At 76.2% G+C, this 16,709-nt stretch carries 2 protein-coding genes (1 of these 2 cut by a window edge); both read right to left on the reverse strand.

What is annotated here, in order from left to right; all coding sequences use genetic code 11:
- Complete coding sequence (locus tag ACFUUZ_RS02355; protein ID WP_378691664.1) at positions 1–213, reverse strand: MbtH family protein; 213 nt, start codon at positions 211–213, stop codon at positions 1–3.
- Positions 210–16,709, reverse strand: partial view of a non-ribosomal peptide synthase/polyketide synthase gene (locus ACFUUZ_RS02360; protein ID WP_378691666.1) — the 3' portion only. Its footprint extends 9,027 nt past the window's final position; the window shows 16,500 of its 25,527 coding nt (coding positions 9,028–25,527); its start codon lies beyond the right edge, outside the window; it ends in the stop codon at positions 210–212. Before ACFUUZ_RS02360 ends, ACFUUZ_RS02355 begins: the two co-directional genes overlap by 4 nt.

Below are 16,709 nucleotides of genomic sequence, written 5' to 3' on the forward strand. Positions count from 1 at the left end.
TCAGGGGGTGTTCACGGCGGTGACCAGGGAGTTGGGGCGCATGTCGAGCCAGTGGGTTTCGACGTAGTGCAGGCATTCGCGGCGGGCGGCGGCGCCGTGCGCGACGGTCCAGCCGCCGGGGACGGCGGCGAAGACCGGCCAGAGCGAGTGCTCGCCCTCGTCGTTGATCAGGACGTAGAACTGGGCATCGTCGTCGTCGAAGGGGTTGTTCATCGGGTGCGACCTTCCTGCCGGGGGAACGGGGTGTCGGGGGTCGGGTGGTGGCGCGTCCAGACGTCGGCGAGGACGTGGCCGATCCGGGCGAGCGCCGGTTCGCCGGTCATGTGCCAGTGCGTCGCGGGGACGGCGTGGTTGTGCACGGTGCCGTCCACGGCGCCCGCCCAGCCCGCGGCGCCGGTGGCGCCGGTGGGGTCGTCGAGCGCGGCGGTGAAGTAGACGAGGTCGCCCTTGTAGGTGCGGGGGCGGTAGCGGGCGACCAGGTCGAGGGAGCGGACGCCCGCGTCCAGGACGCGGTGCAGGCGGTCGGCGCCGAAGGAGGCGAAGGGCTCGGGGAGGTCGCCGAGGCGGGTGGCCAGGTCGGTCAGGGTGACGGGTGCGGAGCCTGCGCCCGCCGAGCTGCCGAGCAACCCGCCGAGCAGGTCGCCGACCACCACCGAGCCGTCCCGCTCGGCGGGCACCTCGAGCGAGCTGTCCATCATGCCGAGCAGCGCGACCTGCTGGCCGCTGTCCTGCAGCGCCACCGCGACGGCGTGCGCGAGGACCCCGCCGAGCGACCAGCCGAGCAGGTGGTACGGCCCTTCGGGCTGCACGCCGCGGATCTCGTCGACGCAGCGGGCGGCCCACTCCGCGAGCGATCCGGGCAGCTCGGGCTCCCCGGCGAGCACCGGCGACTGCAGGCCGTAGAGCGGCCGCTCCCGGTCGATGTGCGCGGCCAGCCCGGCGAACGACCAGGCGATGCCGCCCGCGGGGGCGAAGCAGAACAGCGGCTCCGCGCCGCCGCCCGCGCGCAGCGGGAGCAGCACCTCGTAGGCCACCTCGCGCTCGACCCGGCCGCGCCCGGCGCGGTGCGCGGCGATCCGCTCGGCCAGCCCGCCCGGGGTGGGGGCGGCGAAGAGCCAGACCACCGAGACGACCTCGCCGAGCGCCTCCCCCAGCCGCCCGGCCATGGTGGTGGCGAGCAGCGAGTTGCCGCCGCGCTCGAAGAAGTTGTCGGTGGTGCCGATCCGCTCGGCGCCGAGCACGTCGGCGAAGGCGGCGCAGACGGCCTGCTCCAGCTCCGAAGCGGGCGCGGTGAACTCGGCGGCGCCGAGCTCGGGGGCGGGCAGCGCGGCCCGGTCCAGCTTGCCGTTGGCGGTGAGCGGCAGCCGTGCCAGCGGGACGAGCGCGGCGGGCACCATGTAGCCGGGCAGCCGCTCGGCGAGCGCGGCCCGCAGCGCGGCGGGGTCGACCGCGTCGGCGGCGTAGTACCCGGCGAGCAGGGTGTGCTCGCCGGTGCCGTGCGCGAGCACCGCCGCCGCGCGCACCCCGGGGTGGGCCAGCAGCGCGTGCTCGATATCGGCGAGCTCGATGCGGTAGCCGCGGACCTTGACCTGGAAGTCGCGGCGCTCCACGTACTCCAGCTGCCCGTCGGCGTTCCAGCGCACCAGGTCGCCGGTGCGGTAGAGCCGCTCCCCCGCCGGGCCGAAGGGGTCGGCGACGAACCGCTCGGCGGTGAGCTCGGGGCGGGCGTGGTAGCCGCGGGCCAGCTGGGCGCCCGCCAGGTACAGCTCGCCGGTGACGCCGATCGGGACCGGGTGCAGCCGGTCGTCCAGGACGTGCACCCTGGAGCCCGCCTCGGGGGTGCCGATCGGGGTGACCGGGCCGGGCAGCCCGGATGCGGTGCGGTAGCGGGTGATCGAGACCGCGGCCTCGGTGGGGCCGTAGAGGTTGTCGATCCTGGCCGTGGTCAGCGCGGCGACCTTGCGCACGGTGGCGGCGGGCAGCGCCTCGCCGATCACCAGGAGGCGGCGCAGGGTGGCGGGCAGCGGTGCCGTGCCCGCGGTCTCGGCGAGCATGGCGAGCAGCGACGGGACCAGGGTGACGGTGGTGGTGCCGGTGCGCTCGATCAGGTCGAGCAGGCCGCGGGGGTCGCGCTGGGCGCCCTGCGGGGCGAGGACCAGGCGGGCGCCGGTGCGCGGGGCCCACCAGAACTCCCAGACCGAGAGGTCGAAGGCGGCCGATGTGGTGAGCAGGGCGGCGTCCTCGGCGCCGAGGTGGTATTCGGACTGCATCCACTCCAGCTGGTGCGCCACGGCGGCGTGCGGGACCGCGACGCCCTTGGGGGTGCCGGTGGAGCCGGAGGTGAAGATGACGTACGCCGGGTGCTCCGGGCGAAGGGGCGCGGTGCGCTCGGTGTCGCGCAGGGGTGCGCTGGACAGCGCGTACGGCCGCGCGGGGTGGGCAGGTGCTGCCTCGGCGGCTCGTTCGGCAGCGGCCACCTCGACCACCTCCCGCTCGCCGGGGAGCGGGTGCGGCCAGGCCGCGGCGGTGAGCACGAGCTGCGGTTCGGCGGCGGCCAGGACGGCGGCGGTCCGCTCGGCGGGGTGCGCGGGGTCCAGCGGGACGTAGGCGGCGCCCGCCGTGACAACGGCGTACATCCCGGTCACCAGGTCGACCCCGCGCGGGAGCGCGAGCGCCACCCGCGTCTCCGGGCCGATGCCGCGGCCGACGAGGAGCCGGGCCAGGCGATTCACCCTGGCGGAGAGTTCGGCGTAGGTGACCGTCAGCGCACCGTCGACCAGCGCGATCGCGTCGGGTGTGCGGGCGACCTGTGCCTCGAAGCCCGCGATCAGGGTGGCCGGGCCGGGCAGGGCGCGATCCGGCCGGTTCCAGGTGTGCAGCAGCCGCTCCCGCTCGGCGGCGTCGAGCAGCGGGATGTCGCCGACGGCGACCCGCGGCTCGGCGCAGACGGCGGCGAGCAGCCGGTGCAGCCGCCCGGCGAACCCGGCGACCGTGGACTCGTCGAAGAGCGCGGTCGCGTAGGTGAGCGAGGCGGCGAGCCCGGCGGGGGTGCCGTCGGGGTGGTAGCGGTCGGTGATCACCAGGTGCAGGTCGAACTGCGACACCTCGGAGGCGATGTCGAGCGCGGCCACCCGCAGCCCGGCCAGCTCCAGGTCCGCCTCGGCCTGGTTGTGGAAGGAGAAGCCGACCTGGAAGAGCGGGTGCCGCGCGGTGGAGCGCTCCGGGTTCAGCACCTCGACCAGCCGCTCGAAGGGCACGTCGGCGTGCGCGAAGGCGGCGACGTCGGTTTCCCGCACGCGGGTGAGGAGGTCGAGGAACGGGTCGCCTGCGCGCACCTCGGCGCGCAGGACCAGGGTGTTCACGAACATGCCGACGACGTCGTCGAGTTCGGCGGCGCCGCGCCCGGCGACCGGGGTGCCGACGGCGATGTCGGCGGTGCCGGAGAGCCGGGCCAGCAGGGTGGCCCATGCGGCGTGCAGCACCATGAAGAGCGTGGCCCCGCGCTGCCTGCCCAGTTCGGCGAGGCGGCCGTGCAGTGCGGCGTCGACGGTGAAGTCGAGGTGCCTGCCCCTGGTGGAGACCACCGGGGGGCGCGGGCGGTCGGTGGGCAGGGTGAGCTGGGCGGGCAGCCCGGCCAGGGTGTCCCGCCAGAAGGTGAGCTGGCGGGTGACCAGCGAGCCGGGATCGTCCTCGGCGCCGAGGGTTGCGCGCTGCCAGCGGCTGAAGTCGGCGTACTGCACCGGGAGCGGGGTCCAGGTCGGTGCGGTGCCGCCGCGGCGCGCCGCGTAGGCGAGGACGAGGTCGCGGGCGAGCGGGGCGAGCGACGAGCCGTCGGCGGCGATGTGGTGCACGACCACGACGAGCACGTGCTCCTGGCCCGCCGCGCCGGGCCGGGCCGCGTCCGCGCCGTCCGGCGGCGGCACGGTGCCCGGCGCGGAATCGGCGGTGTCCGCGGCGGCACTGCCGGTCACGGCGAAGAGCCGGGCGCGGAGCGGGACGGCGGCGGTGACGTCGAAGCCCGCGCCGATGAAATCGCCCGCGGCGGCGAGCATGTCATCGGCCGCGACCGGGATCGGGGTGAGCACCGGCCGCCCGGACTCCGCGGCGGGCAGCACCACCTGGACCGGCCCGGACCCGGTGTTCGGGTACACCGTGCGCAGCGTCTCGTGCCGCTCGACGACATCGGCGACGGCGGCGTCCAGCGCGGCGGCGTCGAGTTCGCCGCCGAGCCGCACCGCGAGCGGGATGTTGTAGGCGGTGGACTCCGGATCGAGCCGGTTCAGCAGCCACATGCGCTGCTGGGCCAGCGAGAGCGGGACCGGCCCGGTGCGCTCCCCGCGGACCAGTGCGGGCCCGGAAACCGCCGCGCCCGCGCCGAGTTCGGCGGCCAGCGCGGCGACGGTCGGGTGCTCGAACACCCGGCGCACCCCGACCGGGGTGCCGAGCCGGGCGGCGAGCCGCGCGGCCAGCTGGGTGGCGGTGAGCGAGTTGCCGCCGAGCGCGAAGAAGTCGTCGTCCAGCCCGGCCCGCTCCAGCCCGAGCAGCTCGGCGAAGACCTCGGCCACCGCCAGCTCGGCGGCGCTGCGCGGGGCCCGGAACTCGGTGGCGCGGAACTCCGGCGCGGGCAGCGCCTTCCGGTCGAGCTTGCCGACCGGGGTGAGCGGCAGCGCGGCCAGCACGGTGATCGAGGCGGGCACCATGTACCCGGCCAGCGACCGCCCGGCGTGCGCGGTGAGCTCGGCGATGTCGACGGTGTGGCCGGGCGCGGGCACCACGTAGGCGACCAGCGCGGTGTTCCCGGACGGGTCAGGGTGCCCGAGCGTGACCGCCGAGCCGACCGACCCATGCGCGGCGAGCACCGCGTCGATCTCGCCCAGCTCGATCCGCAGCCCGCGCACCTTGACCTGCTGGTCGGCGCGGGCGGCGTAGCGCAGCCCGCCCGCGGCGGTCCAGGCGACCAGGTCGCCGGTGCGGTAGAGCCGCCCGCCCGCGGGGCCGTACGGGTCGGCCACGAACCGGTCGGCGGAGAGTCCGGGCCGCCGGTGGTAGCCGCGCGCGAGGCCGGGGCCGCGCAGGTACAGCTCGCCGACCACGCCGACCGGCACCGGGCGCAGCCTGGCATCGAGCACCAGCGCGGACATGCCGTCGATCGGCGCGCCCATGTCGAACGGCTCGCCCGCGCGCAGCGGGGCGCTGATGCTGGTGATGATGGTGGTCTCGGTGGGGCCGTAGGTGTTGTGCAGCGCGCGGCTTGGCGCCCAGCGGTCGACCAGGTCGCGGCCGTACGCCTCGCCGCCGACGGTGAGGTGTGCGAGCCCGGGCAGCTGCTCCGGGTCCAGGGTGCGCAGCACCGCCGGGGTGAGGAAGGCGTGCGTGACCCCGGCGCGCCGGATCAGCGCGGTGAGCTCGGCCCCGCCGTACACCCCGGCGGGCGCGATCACCAGCCTGGCGCCGGCGGCCAGCGCGAGCAGCAGCTCCAGCATGGAGGCGTCGAAGCTGGGCGAGGCGACGTGCAGCACGCGCGATTCCGCGGTGGTCAGGTAGGCGGCGCGCTGAGCAGCCGCCACCCCGGCGAGCCCGCCGTGCGTGGCGACGACGCCCTTGGGCACGCCGGTGGAGCCGGAGGTGTAGATGATCCAGGCGGGCTGCGCGGCCCGGATCGGGCGGACCGGCAGCACCGGGCCGGGCGGCAGGGCGCGCAGCCTGGCCGCGGTGTCGGCGGCGTCGACCGCGATCCACTCGACCGCGCCGGGCAGCTCGGCGCGGACCGCGCCGACGGTGAGGCCGAGCGCGGCGCCGGAATCGGTGAGCATGTGCTCGATCCGCTCGGCCGGGTAGGTGGGGTCGACCGGGACGAAGGTGGCGCCGGTGCGGGCCACCGCCCAGAGCGCGAGCAGCGACTCCGCGGAGCGCGGCACCGCGACGGCGACGGTGTCCTCGGCGCCGATGCCGCGCGCGGTCAGCAGCCGGGCGAGCCGGGCGGAGCGCTCGTCCAGTGCGCGGTAGCTGAGTTCACGCACGCCGTCGACGAGCGCGGTGGCGTCCGGGTCGAGCGCGACGGCGGCGGCCATGAGCTCCGGCAGCGTGCGCGGCGCGGCGGTGGCGGCCGGGGCCGCGAGCAGCGCGGCGCGCTCGGCCGGGCCGAGCAGCTCGGCATCGCCCGCCGGGCGGGCCGGGTCGGCGGTGAGCGCGCCGAGCAGCCTGCCGAAGCGGCGCAGCAGCCCGGCCGCGGTGGCCTCGTCGAAGAGGTCGGTGGCGTAGTCGAGCTCGACGCTCAGGTGACCGTCGGCGTCGGGGTCGCCCGCCACGGTGAACTGCAGGTCGAAGCGGGCCACCGCCTCGGTGAACTCGACCGGGCTCGGGTCGAGGCCTGGCACCGCGGTCGCGGCGCCCGCCGGGGAGCCGTCGGCCAGGTAGCTGAGCGCGACGGTGAAGAGCGGGTGCCTGGCGGGCGACGGCTCGGTCCCGAGCTCGGCGACGACCCGCTCGAAGGGGACGGTGGCGTGGCCGAAGGCGGCCAGGTCGGCGGTGCGCACGGTGTCGAGCAGCGCGGCGAAGGGGGCGGCGGTGTCGATCTCGGTGCGCAGCACGAGGGTGTTCACGAACATGCCGACCAGGTCGTCGAGCGCGGCGGCGCCGCGCCCGGCCACGGGGGTGCCGAGTACCACGTCGGAGCTGCCGGAGAGCCGGGCGAGCAGCACCGCGAGCGCGGTGTGCACGACCATGAACGGGGTCGCCCGGTGCTCGGCGGCCAGCGCGCGCACCCGGTCGGCGACCTCGGCGCCGATCCGGGCGCGCACGGTGCCGCCGCGGTGGCTCGCCACCGCGGGGCGCGGGCGGTCGGTGGGCAGCGCGGGGTCGGGCAGGTCGCGCAGGGTCTCCCGCCAGTAGGCGAGCTCGGTGTCGGCGGCGGCCTCGACGGCGGCGGCCTGCCAGAGCGCGTAGTCGGCGTACTGGGCGGTGAGCGGCGGCCAGGCCGGGTCGGTGCCGAGCACCCTGGCCAGGTAGGCGGCCATGAGGTCGCGCAGCAGCGGGGCCATGGAGTAGCCGTCGGCGGCCACGTGGTGCAGCACCGCGACCAGCACCTGGCTGGTCGGGTCCGCGCGCAGCAGCACCGCGCGGACCGGCACCTCGGCGGTGACGTCGAAGCCGCCCGCCAGCACCGCGCCGATCCGGTCGGCGAGCGGGGTGCCGTCCGGCTCGCGCACCGCCAGCCGCACCGGCGGCGGCTCGGCGGGCAGGATCACCTGGTGGCCGGTGCCGTCCGGCCCGGCCGGGTAGACGGTGCGCAGCACCTCGTGCCTGGCCACCACGTCGGTGAAGGCGGCGGCGAGCGCGGCGGTGTCCAGCCCGCCGTGCAGCCGCACCGCGACCGGGATGTTGTGTACCACGGAGGTCGGGTCGAGCCGGTTGGCCAGCCACATGCCGCGCTGCACCGGAGCCAGCGGGAGCCGCTCGGGGCGTACCCCGGCGAGCAGCGGGACCACGTCGTCCGCCGTCGATTCCGCGGTGATCCGCGCGGCGAGCGCCGCCACCCCGGAGGCCTCGAAGAGCAGCCGCACCGGCACCCGCCGGTGCAGTGCGGCGCCGAGCCGCGCGGTCACCCTGGTGGCGCTGAGCGAGTTGCCGCCGAGCGCGAAGAAGTCGTCGTCCAGCCCGATCCGCGCGCTGCCGAGCACCGCCTCGAAGGCCGCCGCGACCTGCCGCTGCGCCGGGGTCACCGGGGGGCGGTAGGCGGTGCGGGCGAACTCGGGGGCGGGCAGCGCGGCCCGGTCCAGCTTGCCGGAGGCATTGAGCGGGAAAGCGTCGAGCACCACGAGGGCGCCGGGCACCATGTACGCGGGCAGCGCGGCGGCCGCGGCGTCGAGCACCGCGGCGGCATCGAGCACCGCGCCGGGGGCCGGGGTCAGGTAGCCGGCCAGGTGCTCGCCGATCACCAGCACCGCGGCCTGCGCGACGCCGGGCACCGCGGCCAGCACCGCCTCGATCTCCCCCAGCTCGATCCGCTGGCCGCGGAACTTCACCTGGAAATCGGTGCGGCCGAGGTAGATCAGCTCGGGGGCGTGGCCGGTGGTGTCCCAGCGGACCAGGTCGCCGGTGCGGTACATGCGCTGCCCCGGCGCGCCGAACGGGTCGGCGACGAAGCGGTCCGCGGTGAGGTCGGGGCGGGCCTGGTAGCCGCGGGCCAGCTGCACGCCCGCGAGATAGAGCTCACCTGCCGTGCCGGGCAGCGCGGGCCGGAGCCTGCTGTCCAGCACGTAGACGCGGCTGTTCCACTCCGGCACGCCGATCGGCAGCACGGTGCGGCCGGTCTCGCCGGTGACGTCGCGGTGCGTGATGCTGACCGCGGCCTCGGTGGGGCCGTACAGGTTGTGCAGCGCCGCGGGGCTCACCGCGCCGAAGGCCCGCACCGTCTCGGCGGGCAGCGCCTCGCCGATCACGAAGACCCGGCGCAGCGTGGCAAGCGCCGCCGCGCGGCCCGCCGCCGCCACGTGCGCGGCGAAGACGCTCAGCATGGATGGCACGAAATCGGTGGCGGTGACGCCGTACCCGGCGATCACCTCGGTGAGGTAGCCGGGGTCGCGGTGGCCGTCCGGCGCGGCGAGCACGACGGTGGCGCCGACCCGCAGCGGCAGGAAGTAGCCCCACAGCGATACGTCGAAGGTGGTGGCGGTCTTCTGCAGGTACACCTCGCCCGGCGCCAGCCGGTACCGGGACTGCATCCAGTTCGCCTGGTTGACGATGGCGGCGTGCGGGACGCTCACGCCCTTGGGCTTGCCGGTGGAGCCGGAGGTGAAGATGACGTACGCCGGGTGCGCCGGGCGCAGCGGCAGCGGCCGCTCGTCCGCGGCGACCGGGTCGTCCCGGTAGCCGTCCAGCCGCAGCTCGTCCAGGCGCACGACGGTGCCGTCGAAGGCGGGCTCGGTGCCCGCGGTCGCGAGCACCGCGGCCGGGCGGGCGGTGTCCAGGATGTGCGCGATCCGCCGCTCCGGGTGGTCGGGGTCGATCGGCACGTACGCGCCGCCCGCCTCCAGCACCGCGTACATCGCGACCACCAGGTCGATCGAGCGCCGCAGGGCCAGCGCGACCAGCGCCTCCGGCCCGACGCCGAGCTCGATCAGGTGCCTGGCCAGCTGGTTCACCCGCCGGGCGAGGTCGCCGTAGGTGATGGTGGTGACGGCGCCGCCGTCGTCCGGCACGAAGACCAGCGCCGGGTGGAACGGGGTGGCTGCGGCCTGCGCGGAGAACTCGTCGAGCAGCAGCTCGGAGCCGAACGAGACGTGCGCGGAATCGTTCCACTCGGTGAGCACCCGGTGCCGCTCGCCCGGCTCGAAGAGGTCGATGTCGCCGACCGGCTGCTCGGGGGCGGCGGCGACCGCGGCCAGCAGCCGGAGCAGCCGCTCCCCGACCCCGCGCACCGTCGGCTCGTCGAAGAGGTCGGCGGCGTAGGTCAGCCGCAGCGCGTCGGCGGTCACGGTGAGCTGCAGGTCGAAGCGGGAGCCGACCTCGGTGACCTGGTGCTCGGCCATGGTCAGCCCGGCCAACTCGACCGCGACCGGCTCCAGGTTCTGGAAGAACAGCGCGACCTGGAAGAGCGGGTGCCTGGCCTGCGAGCGCGGCGGGTCGAGCACCTCGACCAGCCGCTCGAAGGGGATGTCGGCATTGGCGAAGGCGTCCAGGTCGGTCTCCCTGACCCGGCGCAGCACGGCGCCGAACGGGGCGGCGGCGTCGACCTCGGTGCGCAGCACGAGGGTGTTCACGAACATGCCGATGAGGTCGTCGAGTTCGGCGGCGCCGCGGCCCGCGACCGGGGTGCCGACGGCGATGTCGGCGGTGCCGGAGAGCCGGGCGAGCAGGGTCGCGAGCGCCGCGTGCACCACCATGAACGGGGTGGCGTCGTGCGCGGCGGCCAGCGCGGCGATCGCGGACACCAGCGCGGAGGTGAGCGGGAGCGCGGTCTCGCCCGCGCGGTGCGAGGCGACGGCGGGGCGCGGGCGGTCGGCGGGGAGGTCGAGCTGGGCGGGGGCGCCGCGCAGCGCGGTGCGCCAGTAGCCCAGCTGGGCGGCGGCGGTCGAGCCGGGGTCGTCCTCGGCGCCGAGCAGGTCGCGCTGCCAGAGCGCGTAGTCCGCGTACTGCACCGGGAGCGGGGTCCAGGCCGGGGCGGTCCCGTTCGCCCGCGCGGCGTAGGCGGCGGCGAGGTCGCGGGCGAGCGGGCCGAGCGAGAAGCCGTCGGCGGCGATGTGGTGCAGGACCAGGGCGAGCACGTGCTCGGTCGGGCTCTGCCGCAGCAGCGCGACCCGCACCGGCACCTCCGCGGTGACGTCGAACGGGGTGTCGACCAGCTCGGCGACCGCGCGGGCCGGGTCGTCGCTCTCGGTGACGGTGAGCGGGGGGACCCGGTCAGCGGGGAGCACCCGCTGCCAGCCGGTGCCGTCCAGGTCGGGGTAGAGCGTGCGCAGGGTTTCGTGCCTGGCGACCACGTCGGCGAGCGCGGCGGTGAGCGCGGCGCCGTCGAGCGGGCCGGTGAGCCGGATGACGGCGGGGATGTTGTTCACCGTCTCGGCCGGGTCGAAGCGGTTCAGGAACCACATGCGCTGCTGTGCCGGGGAGAGCGGGGTCAGCTCGGCGCGCGGGCGGCGGGTGAGCGCGGGGCGGCCGCCGGTGCCCGCCAGCCGCTCGGCGCGGGCGGCGAGCGCCGCGACCGTCGGGGCCTCGAAGACCAGCCGGACCGGGAGGTCGGCGGTGAGCTCGGCGCCGAGCCTGGCCACCAGGCGGGTGGCGATCAGGGAGTTGCCGCCGAGGGCGAAGAAGTCGTCGTCGGCGCCGACCTCGCTCGCGCCGAGGAGGTCGCCGAGGAGCCGGGCGACCAGGCGTTCGGTGTCGGACTCCGGGGCGCGGAAGGCGGTGCTCTCGAACTCGGGGGCGGGGAGGGCGTTGCGGTCGAGTTTGCCGGAGGCGTTGAGCGGCAGGGTTTCCAGTGCCACGAAGGCGGCCGGGATCATGTACGCGGGCAGCGTTTCCGCGAGCGCGCGGCGGGCGGTCTCGGGGTCGAAGGCGGGCAACGCCGCCGCGGCTTCCGTGCGGGCTGCGTCGGCGGGCACCGATGCGGCTTCCCCGAGGTCGGCGCGCACGGCTGCGGTTTCCGGGTGTGCCGCGGCGCGACCCGGGGTCGCGGCCGGTTCGCGGACCGCGGCGGCGCCGGGGACGACGTAGGCGACGAGCTGGTCACCGCGGCGCTCGTCGGAGCGGACGGTGGCGACCGCGCGGCGGACGCCGGGGAGCGCGGTGAGCGCGGCCTCGATCTCGCCGAGCTCGATGCGCAGGCCGCGCAGCTTGACCTGGAAGTCGGTGCGGCCGAGGTACTCCAGTTCCCCGTCGGCGCGCCTGCGGACCAGGTCGCCGGTGCGGTACATGCGCTCGCCCGCGGGGCCGAAGGGGGCGGCGACGAAGCGGTCGGCAGTGAGGTCGGGGCGGGCCAGGTAGCCGGTGGCGAGCTGGGCGCCTGCCAGGTACAGCTCGCCCGGCACGCCGACGGGAACCGGCCGGAGCCGGGAATCCAGCACGTAGAGGCGGGTATTGAAGACCGGGGCGCCGATCGGCACCGTGTCCGTGTCGGCGTCGACCACGGTGTGGTGGGTGACGTCGACCGCGGCCTCGGTGGGGCCGTACAGGTTGTGCACCGCGGCGCCGGTCAGCGCCCGCGCCCGCTGCGCGACCCCGGCGGGCAGCGCCTCACCGGAGGCGAAGAGGTGCCGCAGCCGGGTGCGCTCCGCGGCGCGCGGCTCCTCCAGGTACACCGCGAGCACCGACGGCACGAAGTGCACCGCCGTCACCCCGGCGTCGGCGACCAGCGCCGCCAGCTGCGCCGGGTCGCGGTGCCCGTCCGGCCCCGCCAGCACCAGCGCCGCCCCGACCTGCAGCGGCCAGAAGAACTCCCACACCGACACGTCGAAGGTGGCGGGCGTCTTCTGCAGCACCACGTCGTCGGCGGTGAGTGGGTACTGCTCCTGCATCCACAGCAGCCGGTTCACGATCGCCGCGTGCGCGACCACGACCCCCTTGGGGCGGCCGGTCGAGCCGGAGGTGAAGAGCACGTAGGCGGCGTGCCCCGGGTGCGGGATGCCGAGCAGGTCCACCGGGGTGAGCGGGGTGCAGGCGAAGCCGGAGAGCTCCAGCCGGTCGATCCGCACCTGCCTGACCCCGCCGGACTCCGGGTCGAAGCCGGAGGTCAGCATGAGCAGCGGGCGCGCGGTGGCGAGCACGTACTCCACCCGCTCGGCCGGGTGGTCGGGGTCGACCGGCAGGTAGGCGGCGCCGGTGGCGAGCACCGCGTACATGCCGACCACCTGGTCGACGCAGCGGCGCATGCCGAGCGCGACGATGGAGTCGGGGCCGACGCCGTGGCCGGTGAGCCAGCGGGCCAGCCGGTGCACCCGGTCGGCGAGTTCGGCGTAGCTGAGCGCGGTGCCGCCCGCGCGCAGGGCGGTGGCGTCCGGGGTGCGGGTGACCTGGCGTTCGAAGAGGGTGGTCAGGGTTTCGCCGGGGGCGCCGGGGTGCGCGGTGGCGTTCCATTCGGTGAGCACGCGGTGCTGCTCGGCGGGGTCGAGCAGGTCGATGGTGCCGAGCCGGCGCTGCGGGTCGGCCGCGACGAGCTCGAGCAGCCGGACGAAGCGGGCGGCGAGCGCGGTCGCCGTGTCCCGGTCGAAGAGGTCGGTGGCGTAGCGGAGGAGGGCGCGCAGCGCGGTGCCGGTCTCGGTGCCGTGCTCGGTGAGCTCCAGCGCCAGGTCGAACTGGGCGGTGTTGTTGGCGAGCGGGTGCGCGGCGACCTCGAGGCCGGGGAGCCGGAGCACGGTGTCATCGCGGTGCTCGAAGGTGAGCAGGGTCTGCACGATCGGGGCGTGCGCGCGGGAGCGCACCGGGTCCAGCTCCTCGACCAGCCGCTCGAACGGGAGGTCGGCGTGGCCGAAGGCGCGGACGTCGCGCTCGCGCACGGTGCGCAGCAGCTCGGCGAAGGTGGCCTCCGGGCGCACCGGGGTGCGCAGGACCAGGGTGTTCACGAACATGCCGACGAGGTCGTCGAGCGCCGGTTCGCCGCGGCCCGCCACCGGGGTGCCGAGCGCGATGTCGGTGCTGCCGGAGAGCAGGCCGAGCAGGGTGGCGTAGGCGGCGTGCACGACCATGAACGGTGAGACGCCGTGTGCCTTCGCGAGATCGCCGAGGGCGGCGGTCAGTTCGGCGTCGATGGCGAAGTCGACGGTGGCGCCGCGGCCGGAGGCGAGCGGAGGGCGGGGGCGGTCGGTCGGGAGTTCCAGGAGTGGGGGCAGACCGGCGAGTTCGGTGCGCCAGAAGCGGATCTGCTCGGCGAGCACGGAGTCCGGGTCGTCGGCGGAGCCGAGCGTCTCGTGCTGCCACAGGGTGAAGTCGGCGTACTGCACCGGGAGCGGGGCCCACGCGGGCGCGGGCCCGACCCGGTCGGTGGACACTGCCGCGGTGCTTGCCGGGACGGCACCCGCCAGGTCTGCGGCGGTCGCGGGCGCTCGGTCGGGGCGCCCGGCAGTGCGGGCCGAGTCGGGATCGACGGCGACGCGGGCGGTGTAGGCCGTCATGAGGTCGCGGGCGAGCGGGGCCGTGGAGACGCCGTCGGCGGCGATGTGGTGGACGACGACGGCGAGGACGTGGTCGTCGGGGGCGAGGCGGTACAGCGCGGCGCGCAGCGGGAGGTCGGTGCGCAGGTCGAAGCCGGTGCCGGTGAGCGCGAGAATGGTTGCTTCCAGCGCGGTTTCGGTCGCGTCGGCGATCGGGAGCGCGAGCGTGGGCGGGTCGGCGAGGACACGCTGGTGCGGGCCCGCGCCGTCGTCGGGGAAGACGGTGCTCAGCGCCTCGTGCCGGTCGACGACATCGCGCAGGGCGGCGCGCAGCGCGGCCTCGCGCAGGGCGCCGCGCAGCCGGATGGTGATCGGGATGTGGTAGACCGCCGAGTCCGGGTCGAGCCGGTTGAGCAGCCACATCCGGGTCTGCGCCAGCGAGAGCGGCACCCGCTCCGGCCGCGGGCGCGCGGTGAGCGCGGGCCGGGCGGCGCCGGTGCTCACCCGCGCGGCGAGCAGCGCGGGGGTCGGCGCCTCGAAGACCTCGCGGACCGTGAGCGCGGCACCGAGCGCGGCATTCGCCCGCGCCACCAGCCGCATGGCGAGCAGTGAGTTCCCGCCGCGGGCGAAGAAGTCGTCGTCCGCGCCGATCGGCGTCCCGGCCCCGAGCAGCTCGGCGACCAGGGCGGCCAGGACAGACTCCGCCCCTTCGCGCGGGGCGCGGAACCCGACCGCGGCGTCCGCCGCCTCGAACGGCGGCAGCGCCGCCCGATCCAGCTTGCCGACGGTGGTGCGCGGCATGTCGTCCAGCACCCGCAGCCGGGCCGGGACCATGGCGGCGGGCAGCCGCTCGCGCACCGCGGCGAGCACCGCCGCCGCGCGCAGCCCGGCCCCGCTCACGTACCCGGCGAGCACGTCCTGCCCGGCGGCGTCCCGCACCACGACCACCGCGGCATTGGCGACGCCCGGCACCGCGGCCAGCGCCGCCTCGATCTCGCCCAGCTCGATCCGCTGCCCGCGCAGTTTCAGCTGGAAGTCGTTGCGGCCGAGGTAGACCAGGTCGCCCGCGCGGTTCCAGCGCACCAGGTCGCCGGTGCGGTACATGACCTCGCCGCGCGGGCCGAACGGGTCGGCGACGAACCGCTCCGCGGTGAGCCCGGAGCGCCCGTGGTACCCGCGGGCCAGCTGCGCGCCCGCCAGGTACAGCTCGCCGGTCACCCCCGCGGGCACCGGGCGCAGCCTGGCGTCCAGCACGTAGACGCGGGTGTTCCAGCAGGGCCTGCCGATGGCGACGTCGCGCCCCTGCTCGGCGTCGGCGGCGGTGAATTCGTGGTAGACCGCCGAGATCGCGGCCTCGGTGGGGCCGTAGGCATTGTGCAGCGCACCGCCGACCACGTCCTGCAGCGCGACCAGCAGGTCCGGGGTGAGCGCCTCGCCGCCGCAGTGCAGGTGCCGGAACGAGGCGAGCGCGTCGCCCATGCCCTCGGCCAGCAGCGCGGCCAGCACCGACGGCACGTACTCGGCGATGGTGATCCGGTGCGTGCGCAGCAGCTCGGCGAAGTAGGCCAGGTCCAGGTGGCCGCCTGGCTCGGCGATCACCAGCGGGGCGCCGACGGCGACCGGGAGGAAGACCTCCCAGACCGAGACGTCGAAGGTCAGCGGCGCGCGCTGCAGGATGCGGTCGGCCGCGGTGACGCCGTAGCGGAACTCCAGCCAGCGCAGCTGGTTCACGATGGCGCGGTGGCTCACCGTCACGCCCTTCGGCCTGCCGGTGGAGCCGGAGGTGAAGAGGATGTAGGCGGTGTTCTCGGGGCGCAGCGGCCGCAGCCGCTCGGCATCGTGCCACGGGCCGGAGTCGGGCTGCGCCGCTTCGAGTTCGGCGATGTCGAGGACCCGGGTGCCGTCCAGCGGGGGCATCCCCGAGCCGGTCGGGGCGAGGACGAGGAGTGGTTCGGCATCGGTGAGCAGGCGGTTCAGCCGCTCGGCCGGGTGCTCCAGGTCCAGCGGCAGGTAGGCGCCGCCCGCCCGGACCACCGCGTAGAGCGCGACCAGCAGGTCGATCCCGCGGTGCGCAGCGACGCCGACCACGGTCTCCGGGCCGACCCCGCGCGCGATGAGGGCGCGGGCCAGGCCGCGCACCCTGGTCTCCAGCTCGGCGTAGGTGAGCGCGGCGCCCTCGAAGAGCGCGGCGGTGCCGCCGGGGTCGGCGGCGGCGCGGGCCGGGAGCAGGTCGTCCAGGGTCTGCGGGGGCAGCGGCTGCGCGGTGCCGTTGCGCTGCACCAGCAGCAGGTCGCGCTCGGCGGCGGTGAGCAGCTCGACCGCCTCGACCGGCGTGTCCGCGGCGCGGACCAGCGTGCGCAGCACCCGCTCGAAGGCGGCGACGAAGCCATGCGCGGTCTCGGCATCGAAGAGCTCGGCGGCGTAGTGCAGGTAGATGTCGATGCCAGCGGGTTCGCCGTCCTCGGTGCGCTCGGTGAGCGTCCAGTCCTGGTCCACCTGGATGGGGGCGGGGCCGACCTCCAGCGCGGCGATGGCGAGGCGGTGCAGCCGGAACTCCGGCTTGGCGTGGTTCTGCAGGGTCAGCGCGACCTGGTAGAGCGGCGCGTGCGCCTGCGAGCGGACTGGGCTCAGCACCTCGACCAGCTGCTCGAACGGGACGGCGGCGTGGTCGAAGGCGGCCAGGTCGGTGCCGCGGACGGCGGCGAGCAGCTCGGCCAGCGGCTGCTCGGGGCGCACCTCGGTGCGCAGCACCAGGGTGTTCACGAACATGCCGACCAGCTCGTCCAGCGCGGCGTCGCCGCGGCCCGCGACCGGGGCGCCGATCACCACGTCCGCGGTGCCGGAGAGCCGGGCCAGCAGCACCGCGAGCGCGGTGTGCAGCACCATGAACGGTGTCGCGCGGTGCGCGGCGGCGGTCTCCCGCACGGCCCGGTGCAGCGCGGCGTCGAGCGCGGCGGTGACGGCGCCGCCGCGGTTGCTCGCCACGGCGGGGCGGGCGCGGTCGGTGGGCAGCGGAAGCAGCTCCGGCACCCCGGCCAGCTGCCTGGACCAGTACCCGAGCTGGCGGCCGAGCACCGAGTCCGGGTCGTCGGCGGCGCCGAGCACGTCGCGCTGCCAGAGCGC

Origin of the sequence: Nocardia sp. NPDC057353, from assembly GCF_042667085.1 — a bacterium.
Taxonomy (GTDB): Bacteria; Actinomycetota; Actinomycetes; order Mycobacteriales; family Mycobacteriaceae; genus Nocardia.

Excerpts from the sequence above, each read along its gene's own strand:
- ACFUUZ_RS02355 (WP_378691664.1), bottom strand. The coding sequence starts at position 213 with ATGAACAACCCCTTCGACGACGACGATGCCCAGTTCTACGTCCTGATC.